Below are 21,033 nucleotides of genomic sequence, written 5' to 3' on the forward strand. Positions count from 1 at the left end.
CTGAACAGAACGTTTTTAACCGAATTAACACTGATTTTTTATCGCGTCCTTACGTTTCATTGATTTAGCGTAAACTGTCAGACGAAGACCAGATTCGGACTTTTCTTTGTTCGATAGTGATGCTAGGAATATTCCTAATAATTTACGCGGCGAAATGAAATTAAAAAAATCATGAATTCGCCGATTAAGTTTTCAGTTAATTATGATATGTCTTATTAAGATGACAGAAAATAAATAGCAGCACAATAAGCGTAATTTATGATTTTTTTGAAATGAAAAAGGCCGCAAATGCGGCCTTTTTATCATATGAAACCGGTATCAGTGAGGTTCTACCGAATGACTGTGCTCAACATCTTCATTTTTACGGCTGAAGCGGCGGCGAACCACCACGAAGAACACCGGTACGAAGAAGATCGCAAGAACGGTCGCGGTGACCATCCCACCCATTACGCCGGTACCTACTGCGTTCTGCGCGCCGGAGCCCGCACCGGAGCTGATAACCAGCGGCATTACACCGAGGATAAATGCCAGAGACGTCATCAGGATTGGACGCAGACGCATACGAACGGCTTCGAGCGTCGCCTCAATCAGACCTTTGCCTTCTTTCTCCATCAGATCTTTGGCGAATTCCACGATAAGTATCGCGTTCTTCGCGGACAAGCCAATGGTTGTCAGCAGGCCCACCTGGAAGTAAACGTCGTTGGTTAATCCACGGAACGTTGCGGCAAGCAGCGCGCCGATAACCCCCAGTGGAACAACCAGCATAACGGAGAACGGAATCGACCAGCTCTCATACAGTGCCGCCAGACACAGGAAGACCACGATCAGTGAAATGGCGTACAGGGCAGGGGCCTGGTTCCCGGACAGACGTTCCTGATAGGACATACCGGTCCAGTCATAGCCGATACCTGCAGGCAGTTTACTGGCGAGTTCTTCCATCAGGTTCATCGCTTCACCGGTGCTTCGACCCGGCGCAGCCTGACCCAGGATTTCCATCGATGGCAAGCCGTTATAGCGTTCCAGACGCGGTGAACCGTATTCCCAACGCGAGGTTGAGAAGGCGGAGAACGGTACCATTTGCCCATCGCTGCCGCGAACGTACCAGTTGTTGATGTCGTTCGGCAACATACGGTACTGCGCTTCGGACATCACGTACACCTTCTTCACACGACCGCGGTCGATGAAGTCGTTGACGTAGCTACCGCCCCAGGCCGCGCCCAGTGTGGTATTGATGTCGCTGATGGACACACCCAGCGCCTGGGCTTTTTCCTGGTCGATGTCGATTTTATACTGCGGCGTATCTTCCAGACCGTTTGGACGCACGCCGACCAGCAGGTCAGGGTGTTTAGCCACTTCACCAAACAGCTGGTTACGCGCCTGAGTCAGTTTCTCGTGACCCAAACCACCCTGGTCAATCAGCTGGAAGTCGAAACCGGTCGCCGTACCCAGTTCAACAATCGCTGGCAGGTTAAAGGCGAAGACCATCGCATCTTTAATCTGCGAGAAGGTGCCCATGGCGCGGCCGGTGATCGCTTCAACTTTGTTCTCTTCGCCCGGACGTTCAGACCAGTCTTTCAGAGAAACGAAGGCAATACCGGTGTTCTGACCACGACCCGCAAAGCCAAAGCCGTTAACCGCAAACACGGATTCAACGTTGTCTTTCTCTTTGGTGAGGTAGTAATCCGTCACTTCGTCCAGCACTTTCTGGGTACGCTCTTGCGATGCACCCGCCGGGAGCTGTGCCATCGTCAGGAACACGCCCTGGTCTTCATCCGGCAGGAACGAGCTTGGCAGACGAACGAACAGGAAAGCCATGCCCACCACGATGATGATATAGAGCAGCAGATAACGACCGGTGCTGCGCAGGATGTTACCCACGCTGTCGGTGTAATGGTGCGTGCTCTTATCAAACATGCGGTTAAACCAGCCGAAGAACCCTTTGTGCTCGCCGTGGCCGCCTTTCTGAATCGGCTTCAGCATGGTGGCGCACAGGGCAGGCGTCAGGATCAACGCCACCAGCACGGACAGCGCCATCGCGGAAACGATGGTAATAGAGAACTGACGGTAAATCGCACCGGTTGAACCCCCGAAGAAGGCCATCGGAATAAATACCGCAGACAGCACCATCGCGATACCGACCAGCGCGCCCTGGATTTGCCCCATCGATTTACGGGTTGCTTCCTTCGGCGGCAGGCCTTCCTCCGCCATCACACGCTCGACGTTCTCTACCACAACGATGGCGTCATCCACCAGCAGGCCGATGGCGAGCACCATCCCGAACATTGTCAGAGTGTTTATCGAGTAGCCAAATATCGACAGGATTGCGAAGGTCCCGAGCAGTACGACCGGAACGGCGATGGTTGGGATCAACGTCGCACGGAAGTTTTGCAGGAACAGGTACATGACCAGGAAGACGAGGATGATCGCCTCAACCAGGGTTTTTACCACTTCGTGAATCGAGATTTTAACGAACGGCGTGGTGTCATACGGATATACGATTTTCAAACCTGACGGGAAGAAAGGTTCCATCTTCTTCAGTTCTGCACGGATAGCCGTGGCGGTGTCCAGGGCGTTAGCGCCTGTCGCCAGTTTGATACCCAGACCGGAAGCCGGTTTGCCGTTGAACTTCGCGATGATGTCGTAGTTCTCACCGCCCAGCTCAACTTTCGCCACGTCGCGCAGGCGAACCTGAGAACCGTCCTGATTCACTTTCAGCAGAATTTTGCTGAACTCATCGGCGGAGGTCAGACGCGTCTGTGCGATGATCGAGGCGTTAAGCTGCTGGCCTTTCACCGGCGGCGTACCGCCTAGCTGACCGGCTGCCACCTGGGCGTTCTGTGCTTTGATCGCGCTGATCACGTCAACCGGCGTCAGCTGGAAGTTGTTCAGCTTGTTCGGATCCATCCAGATACGCATCGCGTACTGGGAACCAAACAGCTGCACGTCACCCACACCGGAAGTACGGCTGATGGCGTCCTTCATGTTGGCGCCCACGTAGTCGGAAATATCCTCCTGCGTCATGGTGCCGTTGGTGTTGATAACGCCGACAACCATCAGGAAGCTACTGGACGATTTCTCGACGCTCACGCCCTGCTGTTGTACTTCCTGCGGCAGCAGCGGCATCGCCAGCTGCAGTTTGTTCTGCACCTGAACCTGCGCGATGTCAGCATCGGTACCTGACTGGAAGGTCAGGGTGATCTGAACTGTACCGGTTGAGTCACTGTTAGAGGACATGTACATCAGGTTATCGATACCGTTCATGTTCTGTTCGATAACCTGAGTCACGGTGTCCTGCACCGTTTTTGCATCAGCCCCCGGGTAGGTTGCGGAGATCGTCACCGCCGGTGGCGCAATCGTTGGATATTGCGCGACGGGCAGCTTCAGGATCGCAAGTCCCCCAGCTAGCATGATAATTATGGCGATCACCCACGCAAATATGGGGCGATCGATAAAGAAATTAGGCATGTCTTAACGGCTCCTGTTTAAGTTAAGACTTGGTTTGTTCTGACTGACCAGCGGCTGAAGCTTGTTGTTTATCGTCAGACTTCACTTCCTGTGCTTTAACCTGCGCGCCAGGACGAACTTTTTGCAAACCAGTGATAATCACGCGATCGCCATCTTTCAGACCTTCCGTCACCAGCCATTTATCGCCAATCGCCTGCGTAGCAGTGATATTGCGGGTTTCGACTTTGTCATCAGCCCCGACAACCAGTGCGCTCGCATCGCCGCGTGGCGTACGGGTCACACCCTGCTGTGGAACCAGAAGTGCGGTTGGATTCGTCCCTTCTTCCAGACGCGCGCGAACGAACATACCAGGCAACAGCGTGTTGTCCGGGTTCGGGAAAATCGCACGTAAGGTGATGGAACCGGTGGTCTGGTCGACCGTCACATCAGAGAATTCCAGTGTGCCTGACTGTGGGTATTTGATACCGTCATTGGTCACAAGCTCCACTTTGGCTTTGCCGTTTTCCTGTTGCAGCTTGCCGCTTGCGAGCTCTTGCTTCAGACGCAGGAAATCATTGCTGGACTGCGTAACGTCAACGTAGATCGGATCAAGCTGCTGCACGGTAGCCATCGCCGTGGCCTGACCGTTTTGCACCAGCGCCCCTTCCGTCACGGAAGATTTACCAATACGACCGCTGATAGGGGAGGTCACTTTGGTGTAGGCCAGGTTAATACGCGCGGTTTCGACGGCGGCTTTCGCGGCAACGACGGCAGCGTTGGTCTGCTGTGCATCCGCCAGCGCAGTATCATAATCCTGTTGACTGATGTACTGCGTACCGAGCAGTTTTTTATAGCGGCTCAGCGTGAGCTGGGAGATTTTGGCTGCAGCTTCAGCTTTCGCCAGATCGCCTTTCGCGCTTTCATAAGACGCCTGATAGGTTGCTGGATCAATCTGATACAGAGACTCACCGGCTTTCACATCACCGCCTTCCGTGAAGTTACGTTTCAGGATAATACCGCTCACCTGAGGACGCACTTCCGCAATGCGGTAAGCACTCGTACGGCCTGGTAATTCTGTGGTGATTTGTAGAGGTTCAGATTTGAGCGTCACAACGCCTACTTCTGGCGCCTGCTGAGCTCCTTGTTGAGCCGGTTTGTCGTCACATCCTGTTAGCGCTAAGCTGCCTGAGAGCATCAGAACGACCGCCAGAGGCGTTAACCCTCTGTTTTTGTTCATATGTAAACCTCGAGTGTCCGATTTCAAATTGATCAAGGGTCCTGAGTCTAAAAACCCATTGCTGCGTTTATATTATCGTCATGCTATGGTACATACATTCACAAATGTATGTAAATCTGACTCCTGTAAATTCACTGACATATGGCACGAAAAACCAAACAACAAGCGCTGGAAACCCGACAACACATTCTGGATGTGGCGATTCGTTTGTTCTCTCAGCAGGGTGTGTCATCAACCTCGCTGGCGCAGATTGCTCAGGCCGCGGGCGTCACGCGGGGAGCGATTTACTGGCATTTCAAAGACAAGTCAGATCTGTTTAGTGAAATCTGGGAGCTTTCAGAATCCAACATTAGCGATCTAGAGACTGAGTATCGGGCAAAATTCCCTGACGATCCACTCTCAGTATTAAGAGAAATTCTAGTATATATCCTTGAAGCAACGGTAGTTGAAGAACGTCGCAGGCTAATGATGGAAATTATTTTTCATAAATGCGAGTTCGTGGGCGAAATGGCGGTCGTCCAGCAGGCGCAGCGTAGCCTGTGTCTGGAGAGCTATGACCGTATCGAACAGACGCTAACGCAATGTATTCAGGCAAAAACGTTACCGGCCAACCTGCTGACGCGACGCGCAGCCATCCTGTTACGTAGCTATGTCTCCGGGCTGATGGAGAACTGGCTATTTGCGCCACAATCTTTTGATCTTAAAAACGAAGCGCGTAGCTACGTCGCCATTTTGCTGGAGATGTTGCAATTTTGCCCGACGCTGCGTGACGAAACCCACTCCGTTCCTGCCTGACCGTCGCCAGGATTTATCCTGGAGGTTCATGTTCTTGCTATTCTGCTTTCAGCGGGCGTGATATTCTTCACGCCGGACTATTTTCGGTCATTTCTCACATCATACTCACGACTATGCTGCACACCAAACGCTCGCAACATCCTGTTCTTGCATTATTTTTTGCTATGCTGTTTTTCCTGGCTTCCGCGCCGCTTTCATATGCTCGCGCAGATAACGCCAGCGATATCCCTTCGCGTGCCGATGTTCAGGCGCAGCTTGATACGCTTAATAAACAAAAAGAGCTGTCGCCTCAGGAGAAACTCGTCCAACAGGATCTGACGGAAACGCTGGAAACGCTGGATAAAATTGAACGCGTAAAAGCAGAAACGGCTCAGCTTCGCCAGAAGGTCGCGCAGGCACCGGACAACATGCGCAAGGCGACAGAGGCGCTGAGCGCGCTGAGCGACGTCGATAACGATGACGAAACCCGCAAAACGCTTGCGACGCTCTCGCTGCGTCAGCTGGAGTCGCGTGTGGCGCAGTTGCTGGACGATCTCCAGACCGCCCAGTCCGATCTCGCCACCTATAACAGCCAGCTTGTCTCGCTGCAAACGCAGCCTGAGCGCGTGCAAAACGCGATGTACACCGCGTCTCAGCAGCTTCAGCAGATCCGCAACCGCCTGAATGGGACAGCTGTGGGAGATGGCGCGTTACGCGCTACGCAGCAAACGTTGTTGTTGATTCAGCAGACGTTGCTTAATGCGGAAATTGAACAGCAGCGCAAGAGCCTTGAAGGCAATACGGTGCTGCAGGATACGCTGCAAAAACAGCGTGATTACGTCACCGCCAACATTAATCGTCTTGAACACCAGCTCCAGCTGTTGCAGGAGGCGGTAAACAGCAAACGCCTGACGCTGACGGAAAAAACCGCTCAGGAAGCCGTATCGCCAGACGAAACCGCCCGCATTCAGGCCAACCCGCTGGTGAAGCAGGAGCTTGAGCTCAACCATCAGTTAAGTGAGCGTCTGATTCAGGCCACCGAAAGCGGTAACTCGCTGGTGCAGCAGAATATTAAAGTCAAAAACTGGCTGGATCGCGCGCTGCAGGCGGAACGTAACATTAAAGAGCAGATTGCGGTTCTGAAAGGGAGCCTTCTGCTGTCGCGAATTTTGTACCAGCAGCAGCAGACGCTGCCGTCCGCCGACGAGCTGGAGGACATGACCAACCGCATCGCGGATTTACGTCTGGAACAGTTTGACGTCAACCAGCAGCGCGATGCGCTTTTCCAGAGCGATAACTTTGTCGCGAAAGTGGAAGAGGGCCATTCCAGCGAGGTGAACCCGGAGGTTCACGACGCGCTGCTGCAGGTCGTCGATATGCGTCGCGAGCTGCTCGACCAGCTCAACAAACAGCTGGGTAACCAGCTGATGATGGCCATTAACCTGCAGATCAACCAGCAGCAGCTGGTGAGCGTCTCGAAAAGCCTGCAGGAGATTTTGACCCAGCAGATTTTCTGGGTGAACAGCAACAAGCCGATGGACTGGGACTGGGTCAAATCCTTCCCTGAGACGCTGAAGTCGCAAATCAAGAGCATGAAAATCACCGTCAACTGGGAAAAGGCCTGGCCTGCGGTGATGATTGCCTTCCTCGCGGGCCTGCCGCTGTTGCTGATTGCGGGTCTGATCCGCTGGCGTTTGAAATGGCTGAAACAGTATCAGGCCAGGCTGGCGTCAGAAGTGGGACAACTGCGTAACGACAGCCAGCTGCATACCCCGAAAGCGATCCTGATTGACCTGATCCGCGCGCTGCCGGTCTGCCTGCTGATTCTGGCCGCCGGGCTGATTCTGCTCACGATGCAGCTCAACGTCAGCGACCTGCTCTGGGCGTTCAGCAAAAAGCTGGCGCTGTTCTGGCTGGTGTTTGGTCTCTGCTGGAAAGTGCTGGAAAAAGACGGAGTGGCGGTGCGTCACTTCAACATGCCGGAACAACTTACCAGCCACTGGCGTCGCCAGATTGTGCGCATCAGCCTCGCGCTGCTGCCGCTGCACTTCTGGTCTGTCGTGTCTGAACTCTCACCGCTGCATTTGATGGACGACGTGCTGGGGCAGCTGGTTATTCTGCTGAACCTGCTGCTGATTGCCGTTCTGATGTGGCCGATGTGCCGCGACAGCTGGCGTGATAAAGAGTCCCACAACCTTCGTCTGGCGACCGTAACGGTGCTGGCGATCATTCCGCTGGCGCTGATGGTACTGACGGCAACGGGCTACTTCTATACCACGCTGCGCCTGTCAGGCCGCTGGATCGAAACGGTTTATCTGGTGATTGTCTGGAATCTGCTATTCCAGACCGTGCTGCGCGGGTTGAGCGTGGCGGCGCGGCGTATCGCCTATCGCCGTGCGATCGCGCGTCGTCAGCATCAGGTGAAAGAGGGGGCAGAAGGCGCGGAGCCGCAGGAAGAGCCGACCATTGCGCTGGAGCAGGTCAACCAGCAAACCATGCGTATCACGATGCTGGTGATGGTGGCGCTGTTTGGGGTGATGTTCTGGGCCATCTGGTCTGATTTAATCACCGTCTTTGCGTACCTCGACAGCGTCAAGCTCTGGCAGTACAGCGGCACCGAGGCGGGTGTGACGGTGATGAAAAGCGTGACCATGGGCAGCCTGCTCTTTGCGCTGGTGTCGCTGGTGGTCGCCTGGGCGCTGATCCGCAACCTGCCGGGCCTGCTGGAAGTGCTGGTGCTGTCCCGCCTGAACCTGCGTCAGGGGGCGTCTTACGCCATCACCACTATCCTGAACTACGTGATCATTATCGCGGGTGCGATGACGGTCTTTGGTTCGCTGGGTGTTTCATGGGACAAACTGCAGTGGCTGGCGGCAGCGCTCTCGGTCGGTCTTGGTTTCGGCCTGCAGGAGATCTTCGGGAACTTCGTCTCCGGCCTGATCATCCTGTTCGAACGTCCGGTGCGTATCGGCGATACCGTCACCATCGGCACCTTCTCCGGCACCGTCAGCAAGATCCGTATTCGTGCGACCACCATTACCGACTTTGACCGTAAAGAGGTGATCATCCCGAACAAAGCGTTCGTGACCGAGCGCCTGATCAACTGGTCGCTCTCCGATACGACCACCCGCGTGGTGATCCGCCTCGGCGTGGCCTACGGTTCCGATCTGGACAAGGTGAAAGAGGTGCTGTTGAAGGCGGCGTCTGAACATCCGAAAGTCATGCACGATCCGGCTCCTGCCGTGTTCTTCACCACTTTCGGTCCGAGTACGCTGGATCACGAGCTGCGCCTGTACGTGCGTGAGCTGCGCGATCGCAGCTACACCGTCGATGAACTGAACCGCGCGATCGACCGCCTGTGCCGTGAAAATGACATTAACATCGCCTTCAACCAGCTTGAGGTTCACCTGCGTAACGAAAAAGGTGAAGAGCATACGGAAGTGAAGCGCGAGATTAAGGGTGACGATCCGACTCCGGCATAATCTATTTTCCCTCTGCCCTCAGGGGCGAGGGAACGATTTTCTCCCTCTCCCTCAGGGAGAGGGCTGGGGTGAGGGTAATTTCCCCTCAAAATCCCGTCGCACAATCTCCAGCGCTTTCAGCACCGTCTCCGCCGGGATCTCATGATTCTCCAGCAGCATAATCAAATCGACGGCCAGCTTGACCTCGTCGGGTGCATTTTCCAGTGACATCTTTGTGGCTCCTGTTAACGGGTCAAACGTTCAATGACGCGCTCGATCTCATCCAGCGCCTGTCGGCAGCGGGCAATACGGCCTTCGAGGGCGCTTATCTCGCGCATCAATAGCTGCTGCTCTTCCAGCGTTTCGCTGTTGTTCAGTCGGGCTTCGCGCTCGCGCTTCATCTCAAACAGCCGGCGTTCAAACTCCTGGTTCTCCAGCCGCTTGCGCTGCCATTTACCGAGTCCCGGCGAGGCGCTGTCCCAGGCGCGCAGCGGCCAGGCGGCGATTTCGCGATGTAAAGCAGTAATCTGCTCGGCGAGATGCTCCGCCAGCCAGGCCACCTGTTCCTGCTGTGCGTTCTCCACCGCATGGCGTAACTCATCAAGATTCGTTTGCGTCTCCGCCAGATAATCCTGAATTAACGTGCTGCGGGTACGAAAAAGCTGTCGGTCAAAGCGCGGCTTCAGCGTGGCGTGTCCCATCAGCGGCGTGGCCTGCGCGCGCAAGGCGATCAGTTGATTTTGTAGCGTCTCAAGAAGCAAGGCTGTTTTCAAAACGCTCTCCAGTGGTAAAGTAGCCGTTCAGTTTGATAACGATTCGCATTATGCAGCGTACTATTTTAATCATCATTGGCTGGTTCGCGGTAGTGTTGGGCACGCTGGGCGTTGTTTTACCCCTGCTACCGACCACGCCGTTTATCCTGCTGGCGGCCTGGTGCTTCGCCCGCTCGTCGCCGCGCTTTCACCACTGGCTGCTCTACCGCTCATGGTTTGGCGGCTACCTGCGGTACTGGCAAAAACACCGGGCCATGCCGCCCGGCGCGAAGCCGCGCGCGATCGCGGTGATCCTCATCACCTTCGCCATTTCATTATGGCTGGTGAAAATGATGTGGGTACGCATTCTGCTGCTGGCGATCCTGACCTGTCTGCTTATCTTTATGTGGCGGATCCCCGTGGTTGATGAAAAGCAACAAAAGCACTGAAGCCTCATCATGGCTGTTGCAATTATTGCGTACAGCCAGTAAATTCGACCGTTTTCGAGCACAGGTGCGCCTGGTTAAAGGTTAAGCAATTGTTACCTTTGCCGACTCGTTGCGCGCCGTGAGTAACACTGTTTCACTTAGGCACAAACCGATGACCGCAACTGCACAGCAGCTTGAATTTCTGAAAAACAGCATCAAAAGCATCCAGGACTATCCAAAGCCTGGCATTCTTTTCCGTGATGTCACCAGCTTGCTGGAAGACCCGAAAGCGTACGCGCTCAGCATTGAACTGCTGGTGGAGCGTTATAAAAACGCCGGGATCACCAAAGTAGTAGGTACCGAAGCCCGTGGCTTCCTGTTTGGCGCACCGGTTGCGCTGGCAATGGGCGTGGGTTTTGTGCCGGTGCGTAAGCCGCGCAAGCTGCCGCGTGAAACCATTGCTGAGAGCTACGAGCTGGAGTACGGCACCGATCAGCTGGAAATCCACGTGGATGCCATCAAGCCAGGCGACAAAGTGCTGGTGGTGGACGATCTGCTGGCAACCGGCGGCACCATCGAAGCGACCGTGAAGCTGATCCGCCGTCTGGGTGGGGAAGTGACCGACGCGGCATTCATCATCAACCTGTTCGATCTGGGCGGCGAACAGCGCCTGGAAAAACAGGGTATTACCAGCTACAGCCTGGTGCCATTCCCGGGTCATTAATCCCGTTCCTCACAACCTCGCTCAATGAGTGAGGTTGTGATAGCATTCCCCTCCATAAATTCACCTTCCAGCGTTGCAGAGCCTGCCCATGAGTTATCAGGTGTTAGCCCGTAAATGGCGACCACAAACCTTTGCTGACGTTGTCGGTCAGGAACATGTGCTGACGGCCCTGGCGAACGGCTTGTCGCTAGGTCGCATCCATCACGCCTATCTTTTTTCCGGCACCCGCGGCGTCGGTAAGACCTCTATTGCCCGTCTGCTGGCGAAAGGCCTCAACTGCGAAACCGGGATTACCGCCACGCCGTGCGGCGTGTGCGATAACTGCAGGGAAATCGAGCAGGGGCGTTTTGTCGATCTGATTGAGATCGACGCCGCCTCGCGCACCAAAGTGGAAGACACTCGCGATCTGCTCGATAACGTGCAGTACGCCCCGGCGCGTGGCCGCTTCAAGGTCTACCTGATCGATGAAGTGCACATGTTGTCGCGTCACAGCTTCAACGCCCTGCTGAAAACGCTGGAAGAGCCGCCTGCACACGTGAAGTTCCTGCTGGCGACCACCGATCCGCAAAAGCTGCCGGTTACCATTCTGTCGCGCTGCCTGCAGTTCCACCTGAAGGCGCTGGACGTTGAGCAGATCCGCGCGCAGCTTGAACACATTCTTGATGAAGAGAAAATTGTCCACGAACCGCGCGCCCTGCAACTGCTGGCTCGCGCGGCGGACGGTAGCCTGCGTGATGCGTTAAGCCTGACCGATCAGGCGATTGCCAGCGGTGACGGCAAGCTCTCGACCGACGCGGTCAGCACCATGCTCGGTACGCTGGATGACGATCAGGCGCTCTCGCTTATCGAAGCGATGATTGCCGCCAACGGCGAACGCGTGATGTCGCTGGTAAACGCGGCTGCCGCCCGAGGCGTGGAGTGGGAAGGTCTGCTGGTTGAAATGCTCAGCCTGCTGCACCGCGTGGCGATGCTGCAGCTTTCTCCATCGGCAATCGGCGCGGATATGGCCGCCATCGAGCAGCGGATGCGTGAACTTGCCCGCACCGTGCCGCCTGCCGACGTGCAGCTTTACTACCAGACGCTGCTAATTGGCCGCAAAGAGCTGCCGTTCGCGCCGGACCGCCGGATGGGCGTTGAAATGACGCTGCTGCGCGCGCTGGCGTTCCACCCACGCATGCCGCTGCCCGAGCCGGAAGTGCCGCGACAGTCCTTCGCGCCGGTCGCCCCGACCGCGGTGATGTCGCCGCAGCAGGTGCCGCCGCAGCCGACACCGTCGCCGCAAAACGTGCCGCTGTCGGATGCCACCAGTTCGGTACTTGCCGCACGCAGTCAGTTGCAGCGTGCGCAGGGAGTAACCAAACCAAAAAAGAGTGAACCGGCAGCGCCAGCAAGAGCGCGGCCGGTGAACAACGCCGCGCTTGAACGACTGGCCTCGGTAACGGAGCGCGTTCAGTCGCGTCCGGCACCGTCCGCGCTCGAGCAGAAAGCCCCGGCGAAAGAAGAGGCTTACCGCTGGAAGGCGACCACCATCACCGAAACGGTGAAGGAAGAGGTCGCCACGCCAAAAGCGCTGAAGAAAGCGCTGGAGCATGAGAAAACCCCGGAGCTTGCCGCGAAGCTCGCCGAAGAGTCAATCGAGCGGGACGCCTGGGCCGCTGAGGTCAGCAAACTGCAGCTGCCGAAGCTGGTAGAGCAGGTCGCGCTCAACGCCTGGAAAGAGCAAGAGGGCAACCAGGTGCGTCTGCATCTGCGTCCGGGCCAGCGACATCTGAATTCCCCTGGTGCGCAAAAGGCGCTGGCGGAGGCGCTCACCGCATTGCAGGGTGCGCCGGTTGAATTGACTATCATTGAAGATGATAATCCCGCAGTGCGAACGCCGCTGGAGTGGCGCCAGGCCATTTATGAAGAGAAGCTCGCGCAGGCGCGCGAGTCAATTATCGCGGATAACAACATTCAGACCCTGCGCCGGTTCTTCGACGCCGATCTGGATGAAGAGAGTATTCGCCCCATTTGATCGTGAGTCTGACTTACGGTTGTAATCCTTAAACGTGAAAGAGAGAGAAGCCTATGTTCGGTGGAAAAGGCGGTCTGGGTGGCCTGATGAAGCAGGCTCAGCAGATGCAGGAAAAAATGCAGAAGATGCAGGAAGAGATCGCTCAGCTGGAAGTCACGGGTGAATCCGGTGCCGGTCTGGTAAAAGTGACCATCAACGGTGCGCACAACTGCCGCCGCGTGGAAATCGACCCAAGCCTGCTCGAAGACGACAAAGATATGCTGGAAGATCTAGTTGCCGCCGCGTTTAACGATGCCGCGCGCCGTATCGATGAAACCCAGAAAGAGAAAATGGCCTCTGTTTCCAGCGGTATGCAACTGCCGCCGGGCTTCAAGATGCCATTCTGATGCAAACCAGTCCGCTGCTCACGCAGTTAATGGAAGCACTGCGCTGCCTGCCGGGTGTTGGCCCGAAGTCGGCGCAGCGCATGGCGTTCACGCTTTTGCAGCGCGACCGCAGCGGCGGGATGCGCCTGGCGCAGGCTCTGACCCGCGCCATGTCAGAAATTGGTCACTGTGCGGATTGCCGCACCTTTACCGAGCAGGACGTGTGTAACATCTGTACGAACCCGCGTCGCCAGGAAAACGGTCAGATTTGCGTGGTGGAGAGTCCGGCGGACATCTACGCCATCGAGCAAACCGGGCAGTTTTCTGGTCGCTACTTCGTGCTGATGGGGCATCTCTCCCCGCTGGACGGTATTGGCCCGGATGATATCGGTCTCGACCGCCTTGAACAGCGTCTTGAGTCCGAAACCATCAAAGAGGTGATCCTCGCCACCAACCCGACGGTGGAAGGGGAGGCAACCGCTAACTACATCGCCGAACTGTGCTCGCAGTATGGCGTTGACGCCAGCCGCATCGCCCACGGCGTGCCGGTGGGCGGCGAGCTGGAAATGGTCGACGGCACCACGCTGTCGCACTCTCTGGCCGGGCGTCACAAGATTATTTTCTGACCAAACGGAGGCTGCGCGCGTGGCCTCCGCTTGAAATTTTCCTCCCTTATCCCCATCTCTCACTCAACGTTTTACAACCCCATTAAATGGCATTGTTGAGGTCGACTTAGATGAAAGGACAAGAAACCCGTGGTTTCCAGTCAGAAGTAAAACAGCTTCTGCACCTGATGATCCATTCCCTGTATTCCAACAAAGAAATTTTCCTGCGTGAGCTGATTTCCAACGCATCCGATGCGGCGGACAAGCTGCGCTTCCGCGCGCTGTCTAACCCGGACCTGTACGAAGGCGACGGCGAGCTGCGCGTGCGCGTCTCATTCAATAAAGAGAACCGCACCCTGACCATTGCCGATAACGGCATCGGGATGAACCGCGACGAGGTGATCGACCACCTCGGCACCATCGCCAAATCCGGCACCAAAGCGTTCCTCGAGTCCATGGGCTCTGACCAGGCGAAAGACAGCCAGCTGATCGGCCAGTTCGGCGTGGGCTTCTACTCGGCGTTTATCGTTGCCGACAAAGTCACCGTGCGCACCCGCGCGGCAGGCGAAAGCGCAGAAAATGGTGTGTTCTGGGAATCCAAAGGGGAAGGCGAATACACCGTTGATGACATCACCAAAGCGGATCGCGGCACCGAAATCACCCTCCACCTGCGTGAAGGTGAAGACGATTTCCTGAACGACTGGCGCGTTCGCTCCATCATCAGCAAATATTCCGACCACATCGCGCTGCCGGTTGAGATTGAGAAACAGGAAGAGCAGGACGGTGAAACCGTTGTCTCCTGGGAGAAGATCAACAAGGCGCAGGCGCTGTGGACGCGCAACAAGTCTGAAATTAAAGACGACGAGTACAACGAGTTCTACAAGCACATTGCCCACGACTTTACCGATCCGCTGACCTGGAGCCACAACCGCGTGGAAGGTAAGCAGGAGTACACCAGCCTGCTGTACATTCCGGCGCAGGCGCCGTGGGACATGTGGAACCGCGATCACAAGCACGGCCTGAAGCTCTACGTGCAGCGCGTGTTCATCATGGACGACGCCGAGCAGTTCATGCCGAACTACCTGCGCTTTACGCGTGGCCTGATCGACTCTAACGATCTGCCGCTGAACGTCTCCCGTGAAATTCTGCAGGACAGCACCGTCACCCGCAACCTGCGTAACGCACTGACCAAACGTACGCTGCAGATGCTGGAAAAACTGGCGAAAGACGATGCGGAAAAATACCAGACCTTCTGGAAACAGTTCGGTCTGGTGCTGAAAGAAGGCCCGGCGGAAGACACCGCGAACGTCGAAACGATCGCCAAACTGCTGCGCTTCGCCTCTACGCATACCGACTCCTCCGCACAGACCGTGTCGCTGGAAGAGTACGTCTCCCGCATGAAAGAAGGGCAGGAGAAGATCTACTACATCACCGCCGACAGCTACGCGGCGGCGAAGAGCAGCCCGCACCTGGAGCTGCTGCGCAAGAAAGGCATCGAAGTGCTGCTGCTTTCTGACCGCATCGACGAGTGGATGATGAACTACCTGACCGAGTTCGACGGTAAATCCTTCCAGTCCGTGGCCAAAGCCGACGAGTCCATCGACAAGCTGGCGGATGAAGTGGACGAAAGCGCGAAAGAAGCCGAGAAGGCGCTGGAGCCGTTCGTTGAGCGCGTGAAAACGCTGCTGGGCGACCGCGTGAAAGAGGTGCGCTTCACGCACCGTCTGACCGATACTCCGGCGATTGTCACCACCGATGCCGACGAAATGGGCACCCAGATGGCGAAGTTGTTCGCTGCGGCGGGCCAGGCGATGCCGGAAGTGAAATATATCTTTGAGCTTAATCCGGATCACCCGCTGGTGAAACGAGCGGCAGACACCCAGGACGACGCCCGCTTTGCCGAGTGGGTTGAACTGCTGCTGGATCAGTCCCTGCTGGCCGAGCGCGGCACGCTGGAAGATCCTAACCTGTTCATTAAACGTGTGAATGCGCTGCTGCTGGCGTAACTGACCACGCCTCCCCTGGTCTTCTCCCTCTCCCTTTGGGAGAGGGCCGGGGTGAGGGCACCAGACCGCACGAAGCAAAATTATCTCCCCCCGTTAACCGTTTCAGCCTTCCCGCCTTCCTTGAGCCACGCCCGTTCTGGTGGTATTGTTTAGCGCTTTTGAAAAATTGAAACGACTTTTGAGGGGATTTTCGCAATGCGTATTATTCTGCTTGGCGCTCCGGGCGCGGGTAAAGGAACTCAGGCTCAGTTCATCATGGAGAAATACGGTATTCCGCAAATCTCCACCGGTGACATGCTGCGCGCCGCTGTTAAATCTGGCTCCGAGCTGGGTAAACAAGCGAAAGACATCATGGACGCAGGCAAGCTGGTGACCGACGAGCTGGTTATTGCTCTGGTCAAAGAGCGCATTGCTCAGGAAGACTGCCGTAACGGTTTCCTGCTGGACGGCTTCCCACGCACCATTCCTCAGGCTGACGCCATGAAAGAAGCGGGCATCAACGTGGACTACGTTCTGGAGTTCGACGTACCGGACGAGCTGATCGTTGACCGTATCGTTGGCCGTCGCGTACACGCTGCTTCTGGCCGCGTTTACCACATCAAATTCAACCCACCTAAGGTTGAAGGCAAAGACGACGTGACCGGCGAAGAGCTGACTACCCGTAAAGACGATCAGGAAGAGACCGTGCGTAAACGCCTGGTGGAATACCATCAGATGACTGCACCGCTGATCGGCTACTACACCAAAGAAGCGCAGGCGGGTAACACCCAATACGCCAAAGTCGACGGTACCAAAGCCGTGGCTGACGTACGTGCAGAGCTGGAAAAAATCCTCGGCTAATTGCACGTCTCTCACCCGGGTTCTCCGGGTGAGAAAAATTCTCATCTTACCTATTACAGCAATGGGTTTCGTTTAAACGCATTTCCGCTACAATTGACAACCTATCAAATGGTTAAGAGGCGTGAATGAGTCAGGCGAAAACCGGCATCCTGCTTGCCAATCTGGGCACCCCAGAAGCACCCACTCCAGCAGCGGTAAAACGCTATCTGCGACAGTTTTTAAGCGACACGCGCGTCGTGGATACCCCAAGATTGCTGTGGTGGCCCCTGCTGCGTGGCGTCATTCTGCCGATTCGTTCTCCGCGCGTGGCAAAGCTTTATCAGTCCGTGTGGATGGAAGAGGGCTCGCCGCTGATGGTGTACAGCCGCCGTCAGGAGAAAGCGCTGGCCGCCCGCCTGCCGGATATGCCCGTCGCGCTCGGCATGAGCTATGGAACACCTTCGCTGGAAAGCGCAGTGGAAAACCTGCTCGCACAGGGCGTTGACCATATCGTCGTGCTGGCGCTCTATCCACAGTATTCGTGTTCGACGGTAGCTGCCGTCTGGGACGAGCTGGCGCGCATTCTGAAGACGCGTCGCCGCATTCCTGCGGTGACCTTTATTCGTGACTACGCGGATAACGATCTGTACATCAAGGCGCTGGCCAGCAGCGCCCGCGCGTCGTTTGAAAAGCACGGCGAGCCGGATCTGCTGCTGCTCTCCTATCACGGCATTCCGCAGCGTTTCGCCAATGAAGGGGATGATTACCCGCAGCGCTGCCGCGATACCACCCGCGAGCTGGTTTCCGCCCTTGGCCTGCCGCCGGAGAAAGTGATGATGACCTTCCAGTCGCGCTTCGGCCGCGAGCCGTGGCTGACGCCGTACACCGATGAAACCCTCAAAATGCTGGGCGAGAAGGGCGTGAAGCACATTCAGGTGATGTCGCCGGGCTTTTCGGCCGACTGTCTGGAAACGCTGGAGGAGATTGCGGTGCAAAACCGGGAATTTTTCCTCGAAGCTGGCGGTGTGAAGTACGAGTACATTCCGGCACTTAACGACTCTCCTGAGCATATCGACATGATGGTCTCGCTGGTGACGAATAGCCGCTGATCGCGCTTGAGGCCGGGTTTGTGCTACCATTCCCGGCTTCTATTCCTTGCACAGTTCAGACCATGAAATTTCCCGGTAAACGTAAATCAAAACACTACTTCCCCGTTAACGCTCGCGATCCGCTCCTGCAGCAAATCCAGCCTGAAAATGAAACCAGCGCCGCATGGGTGGTGGGTATCGATCAGACGCTGGTGGATATTGAAGCCAAAGTGGATGATGCGTTTGTTGCGCGTTACGGTCTGAGCGCCGGGCATTCGCTGGTGATCGAGGACGATGTTGCCGAAGCGTTGTATCAGGAGCTGGTGCGTGAAAATCTGATCACCCATCAGTTTGCCGGTGGCACCATTGGCAACACCATGCACAACTACTCCGTGCTGGCCGATGACCGCTCGGTGCTGCTCGGCGTGATGTGTAGCAATATCGAAATCGGCGGCTACGCCTATCGCTACCTGTGCAACACCTCCAGCCGTACCGACCTGAACTATTTGCAGGGCGTAGACGGCCCGATTGGCCGCTGCTTTACCCTCATTGGTGAGTCCGGCGAGCGTACCTTTGCCATCAGCCCTGGCCACATGAACAAGCTGCGGGCAGAGAGTATCCCTGAAGAGGTCATTGCGGGGGCCTCTGCACTGGTGCTCACGTCGTATCTGGTGCGCTGCAAGCCGGGCGAGCCGATGCCGGACGCGACCATGAAGGCGATTGAGTACGCGAAGAAGTACGATGTCCCGGTCGTTCTGACGCTGGGGACCAAATTCGTTATCGCCGACAACCCGGAGTGGTGGCAGGCCTTCCTGAAGGAACACGTTTCGATTCTGGCGATGAACGAAGAAGAGGCCGAAGCGCTGACCGGCGAAAGCGATCCGCTGCTGGCGTCTGATAAAGCGCTGGACTGGGTAGATCTGGTGCTCTGCACCGCCGGACCTGTCGGGCTGTACATGGCGGGCTTCACGGAAGAAGAGAGCAAACGCAAAACCCAGCATCCGCTGCTGCCTGGCGCAATTGCCGAATTCAACCAGTTCGAATTCAGCCGCGGTATGCGCCATAAAGACTGCACCAACCCGCTGCGTATCTACTCCCACATCGCGCCGTACATGGGCGGGCCAGAGAAGATCATGAACACCAACGGCGCGGGCGATGGTGCGCTGGCCGCGCTGCTGCACGACATCACCGCTAACGCCTACCACAAAACCAACGTGCCGAACTCCAGCAAGCACAAATTCAGCTGGCTGACCTATTCGTCGCTGGCGCAGGTGTGCAAATACGCCAACCGCGTGAGCTATCAGGTGCTGAACCAGCACTCCCCGCGCTTAACGCGTGGCCTGCCGGAGCGGGAAGACAGCCTCGAAGAGGCTTATTGGGATCGTTGATTGCTAAAAGAAAACCCCGGTGACGCTACGCTTACCGGGGCTACTTGTAGGCCTGCTAAGCGTAGCGCCAGCAGGCTTTTTTTACCCCGTCACCGCCTCTTCAGCCGGCGCGTTCTCCAGCAGCGTCAGCATCGTGTTCGCAATCTCACGCTCGCCCATGACGACCTTATTCGCGCCGCGCTCGGTGATGTATTCCACCTCATCGTCATAATGCGCGCGGGCAATAATCTCGATGGTTGGACACTTCGCGCGCGCGGACGCGACAATCTCACCTGCCTCGTAGCCGTTCGGAATGGTCAGCAGCAGCCAGCGGGCGCAGTCCAGATGCGCCAGATTCATGATCTCTTCGTTTGCCGCATTGCCCAGCACCGCGCGAATGCCGCGTTCGCGCAGTTCGTCAACGCGTGTGCGTGAGGTTTCAATCACCACCAGCGGAATGCCCTGCGCCATCAGCTTCTCACCGAGCAGGCTGCCCACGCGGCCAAAGCCAACCAGCAGCGCGTGATTGCAGATATCCACCGGGATCTGCTTCTCTTCTTCGATAGCCTCTTCCAGCGTCTGCTCTTCCAGGGTTTCCGTTTTATCGAGGTATTTTTCCAGCAGGGCAAACAGCACCGGGTTCAGCATGATGGAGAGGATCGCCCCCGCCAGCACCAGATTCTGGCCGGCCTGCGGGAGGAGATTAAGCGCCATGCCGAGACCGGCCAGAATAAACGCGAACTCACCAATCTGCGCCAGGCTGGCGGCAATGGTCAGCGCCGTACGCGGCGAGTGGCCAAACATCCGCACCAGGAAGAAGGCGGCAACGGACTTACCAAAGATAATGATCGCCAGCGTGCCCAGTACCGCCAGCGGCTGCTGGATCAGAACCAGCGGGTCAAACAGCATCCCGACGGAGACGAAGAACAGCACGGCGAAAGCATCACGCAGCGGCAGCGTGTCGTGCGCCGCGCGGTGGCTTAATTCAGATTCGTTCAGCACCATCCCGGCGAAGAACGCGCCCAGTGCAAACGAGACGTCGAACAGCTCAACGGCACCAAAGGCGATACCCAGCGCCAGAGCGAGTACCGAAAGAGTGAACAGCTCGCGGGAACCTGTCGCCGCAGTGCGGGACATGATCCACGGTACCAGACGGCGGCCCACCAGCATCATGATGGCGATAAAGGCCACAACCTTACCGATGGTGATACTCATATCCAACGCCAGCGAGGCGAAGCCGAGGTTGTCTTTTTCCATCATCCCGGCGACGGCGGGCAGCAGCACCAGCGTTAACACCATCACCAGATCTTCAACGATCAGCCAGCCTATTGCGATTTGCCCGCGCTGGCTGTCTATCAGCTGTCTCTCTTCAAGCGCGCGCAGCAGCACCACGGTACTGGCGGTTGAAAGACACAGCCCAAACACGATGCCGGTCATCAGCGACCAGCCCAGTACCGCTGAAAGCGCCATTCCCAGCAGCGTCGCCACCCCTATCTGGGCGATCGCTCCCGGTATGGCGATAGACTTTACCGCCATCAGGTCCTTCAGTGAAAAATGCAGACCGACGCCAAACATCAGCAGAATCACGCCTAATTCCGCCAGTTCTGGAGCCAGTTTGGTATCCGCCACGAAACCCGGCGTAAAAGGACCCGCCAGTACACCCGCTAACAGATAGCCGACAAGAGGAGAAATACGCAGTTTATTGGCAATCATGCCAAGGATAAAAGCGAGCACAAGTCCACCAACAATGGTGGTGATAAGCGGTGTGGCGTGGTGCATTCCGTCTCCTTTCGCGGTGAGTGTTCCATTTTTGGCATAAATACCAAAAGACCAGGTAATAGTTTATGACAATTTTTACCCTTATGTTTATGAATAATTGTTGAAGTTTGAATAAAAGAGCAATAAGCGTGAAAAAAAGCCCTTTTGGACAAGTTTGATGGGGAAGGTGA

Annotated in this window: 15 protein-coding genes, 1 pseudogene and 1 other annotated feature; of the genes and pseudogenes, 11 read left to right on the forward strand and 5 right to left on the reverse strand. The window is 56.4% G+C overall.

What is annotated here, in order from left to right; genetic code table 11:
* Positions 1-318: 318 nt before the first annotated feature.
* Together acrB and acrA are read right to left on the reverse strand one after the other, a co-directional pair.
* The gene (gene acrB, locus EXW94_RS18815) at positions 319-3,465 is read right to left on the reverse strand and encodes a multidrug efflux RND transporter permease subunit AcrB (protein ID WP_089598001.1); all 3,147 of its coding nucleotides are present in this window, start codon (positions 3,463-3,465) and stop codon (positions 319-321) included.
* A gap of 22 nt (positions 3,466-3,487) precedes the next feature.
* The gene (gene acrA, locus EXW94_RS18820; protein WP_120159040.1) at positions 3,488-4,681 is read right to left on the reverse strand and encodes a multidrug efflux RND transporter periplasmic adaptor subunit AcrA; all 1,194 of its coding nucleotides are present in this window, start codon (positions 4,679-4,681) and stop codon (positions 3,488-3,490) included.
* A gap of 141 nt (positions 4,682-4,822) precedes the next feature.
* On the opposite strand from acrA, the gene acrR reads away from it, so the two are divergent.
* Positions 4,823-5,476 (forward strand): multidrug efflux transporter transcriptional repressor AcrR, encoded by a 654-nt coding sequence (gene acrR, locus EXW94_RS18825; RefSeq protein WP_174340730.1) that lies wholly within the window; start codon positions 4,823-4,825, stop codon positions 5,474-5,476.
* Positions 5,477-5,589: 113 nt separating this feature from the next.
* The gene (mscK, locus tag EXW94_RS18830) at positions 5,590-8,937 is read left to right on the forward strand and encodes a mechanosensitive channel MscK (RefSeq protein ID WP_148400318.1); all 3,348 of its coding nucleotides are present in this window, start codon (positions 5,590-5,592) and stop codon (positions 8,935-8,937) included.
* 41 nt (positions 8,938-8,978) lie between these two features.
* Here the strand turns inward: mscK and rsmS are convergent.
* Both rsmS and priC read right to left on the reverse strand, forming a co-directional pair.
* Positions 8,979-9,147: pseudogene (rsmS, locus tag EXW94_RS18835) on the reverse strand (pleiotropic regulatory protein RsmS); the annotation flags it as partial.
* Between the two features lie 14 nt (positions 9,148-9,161).
* The gene (priC, locus tag EXW94_RS18840; protein ID WP_108415733.1) at positions 9,162-9,689 is read right to left on the reverse strand and encodes a primosomal replication protein N''; all 528 of its coding nucleotides are present in this window, start codon (positions 9,687-9,689) and stop codon (positions 9,162-9,164) included.
* A gap of 50 nt (positions 9,690-9,739) precedes the next feature.
* Between priC and EXW94_RS18845 the strand changes: the two genes are divergently transcribed.
* The 9 genes from EXW94_RS18845 (at position 9,740) to EXW94_RS18885 (ending at position 19,105) form a co-directional block, all read left to right on the forward strand.
* Positions 9,740-10,117 carry a DUF454 family protein gene (locus EXW94_RS18845; RefSeq protein ID WP_174340731.1) on the forward strand — a complete coding sequence of 126 codons (378 nt, stop codon included), beginning with the start codon at positions 9,740-9,742 and terminating at the stop codon, positions 10,115-10,117.
* A gap of 151 nt (positions 10,118-10,268) precedes the next feature.
* Complete coding sequence (gene apt / locus EXW94_RS18850; RefSeq protein WP_010428187.1) at positions 10,269-10,820, forward strand: adenine phosphoribosyltransferase; 552 nt, start codon at positions 10,269-10,271, stop codon at positions 10,818-10,820.
* Between the two features lie 88 nt (positions 10,821-10,908).
* On the forward strand, positions 10,909-12,834 hold the full coding sequence (dnaX, locus tag EXW94_RS18855; RefSeq protein WP_174340732.1) for a DNA polymerase III subunit gamma/tau: 1,926 nt from the start codon (positions 10,909-10,911) through the stop codon (positions 12,832-12,834).
* Positions 12,164-12,228, forward strand: a sequence feature (DnaX frameshifting element). (Overlaps the previous gene by 65 nt.)
* A gap of 53 nt (positions 12,835-12,887) precedes the next feature.
* Positions 12,888-13,220: a YbaB/EbfC family nucleoid-associated protein gene (locus EXW94_RS18860; RefSeq protein ID WP_010428194.1), complete on the forward strand. Its 333-nt coding sequence runs from the start codon at positions 12,888-12,890 to the stop codon at positions 13,218-13,220.
* Entirely contained in the window at positions 13,220-13,825 is a 606-nt protein-coding gene (gene recR / locus EXW94_RS18865; RefSeq protein WP_008499298.1) for a recombination mediator RecR, read from the forward strand. Before EXW94_RS18860 ends, recR begins: the two co-directional genes overlap by 1 nt.
* A 110-nt stretch (positions 13,826-13,935) precedes the next feature.
* A complete protein-coding gene (gene htpG / locus EXW94_RS18870) occupies positions 13,936-15,810 on the forward strand; it encodes a molecular chaperone HtpG (RefSeq protein WP_010428198.1) in 1,875 nt (624 codons plus the stop codon).
* 195 nt (positions 15,811-16,005) lie between these two features.
* Positions 16,006-16,650: an adenylate kinase gene (gene adk / locus EXW94_RS18875; protein WP_010428200.1), complete on the forward strand. Its 645-nt coding sequence runs from the start codon at positions 16,006-16,008 to the stop codon at positions 16,648-16,650.
* Between the two features lie 125 nt (positions 16,651-16,775).
* Complete coding sequence (gene hemH, locus EXW94_RS18880) at positions 16,776-17,738, forward strand: ferrochelatase (RefSeq protein ID WP_010428201.1); 963 nt, start codon at positions 16,776-16,778, stop codon at positions 17,736-17,738.
* Positions 17,739-17,800: 62 nt separating this feature from the next.
* A complete protein-coding gene (locus EXW94_RS18885) occupies positions 17,801-19,105 on the forward strand; it encodes an inosine/guanosine kinase (RefSeq protein WP_089598006.1) in 1,305 nt (434 codons plus the stop codon).
* Between the two features lie 81 nt (positions 19,106-19,186).
* Here EXW94_RS18885 and ybaL read toward each other — a convergent pair whose 3' ends face one another.
* On the reverse strand, positions 19,187-20,863 hold the full coding sequence (ybaL, locus tag EXW94_RS18890; RefSeq protein WP_174340733.1) for a YbaL family putative K(+) efflux transporter: 1,677 nt from the start codon (positions 20,861-20,863) through the stop codon (positions 19,187-19,189).
* Positions 20,864-21,033 lie beyond the last annotated feature (170 nt).

This window comes from Enterobacter sp. JMULE2, assembly GCF_013337145.1.
GTDB lineage: Bacteria > Pseudomonadota > Gammaproteobacteria > Enterobacterales > Enterobacteriaceae > Enterobacter > Enterobacter mori.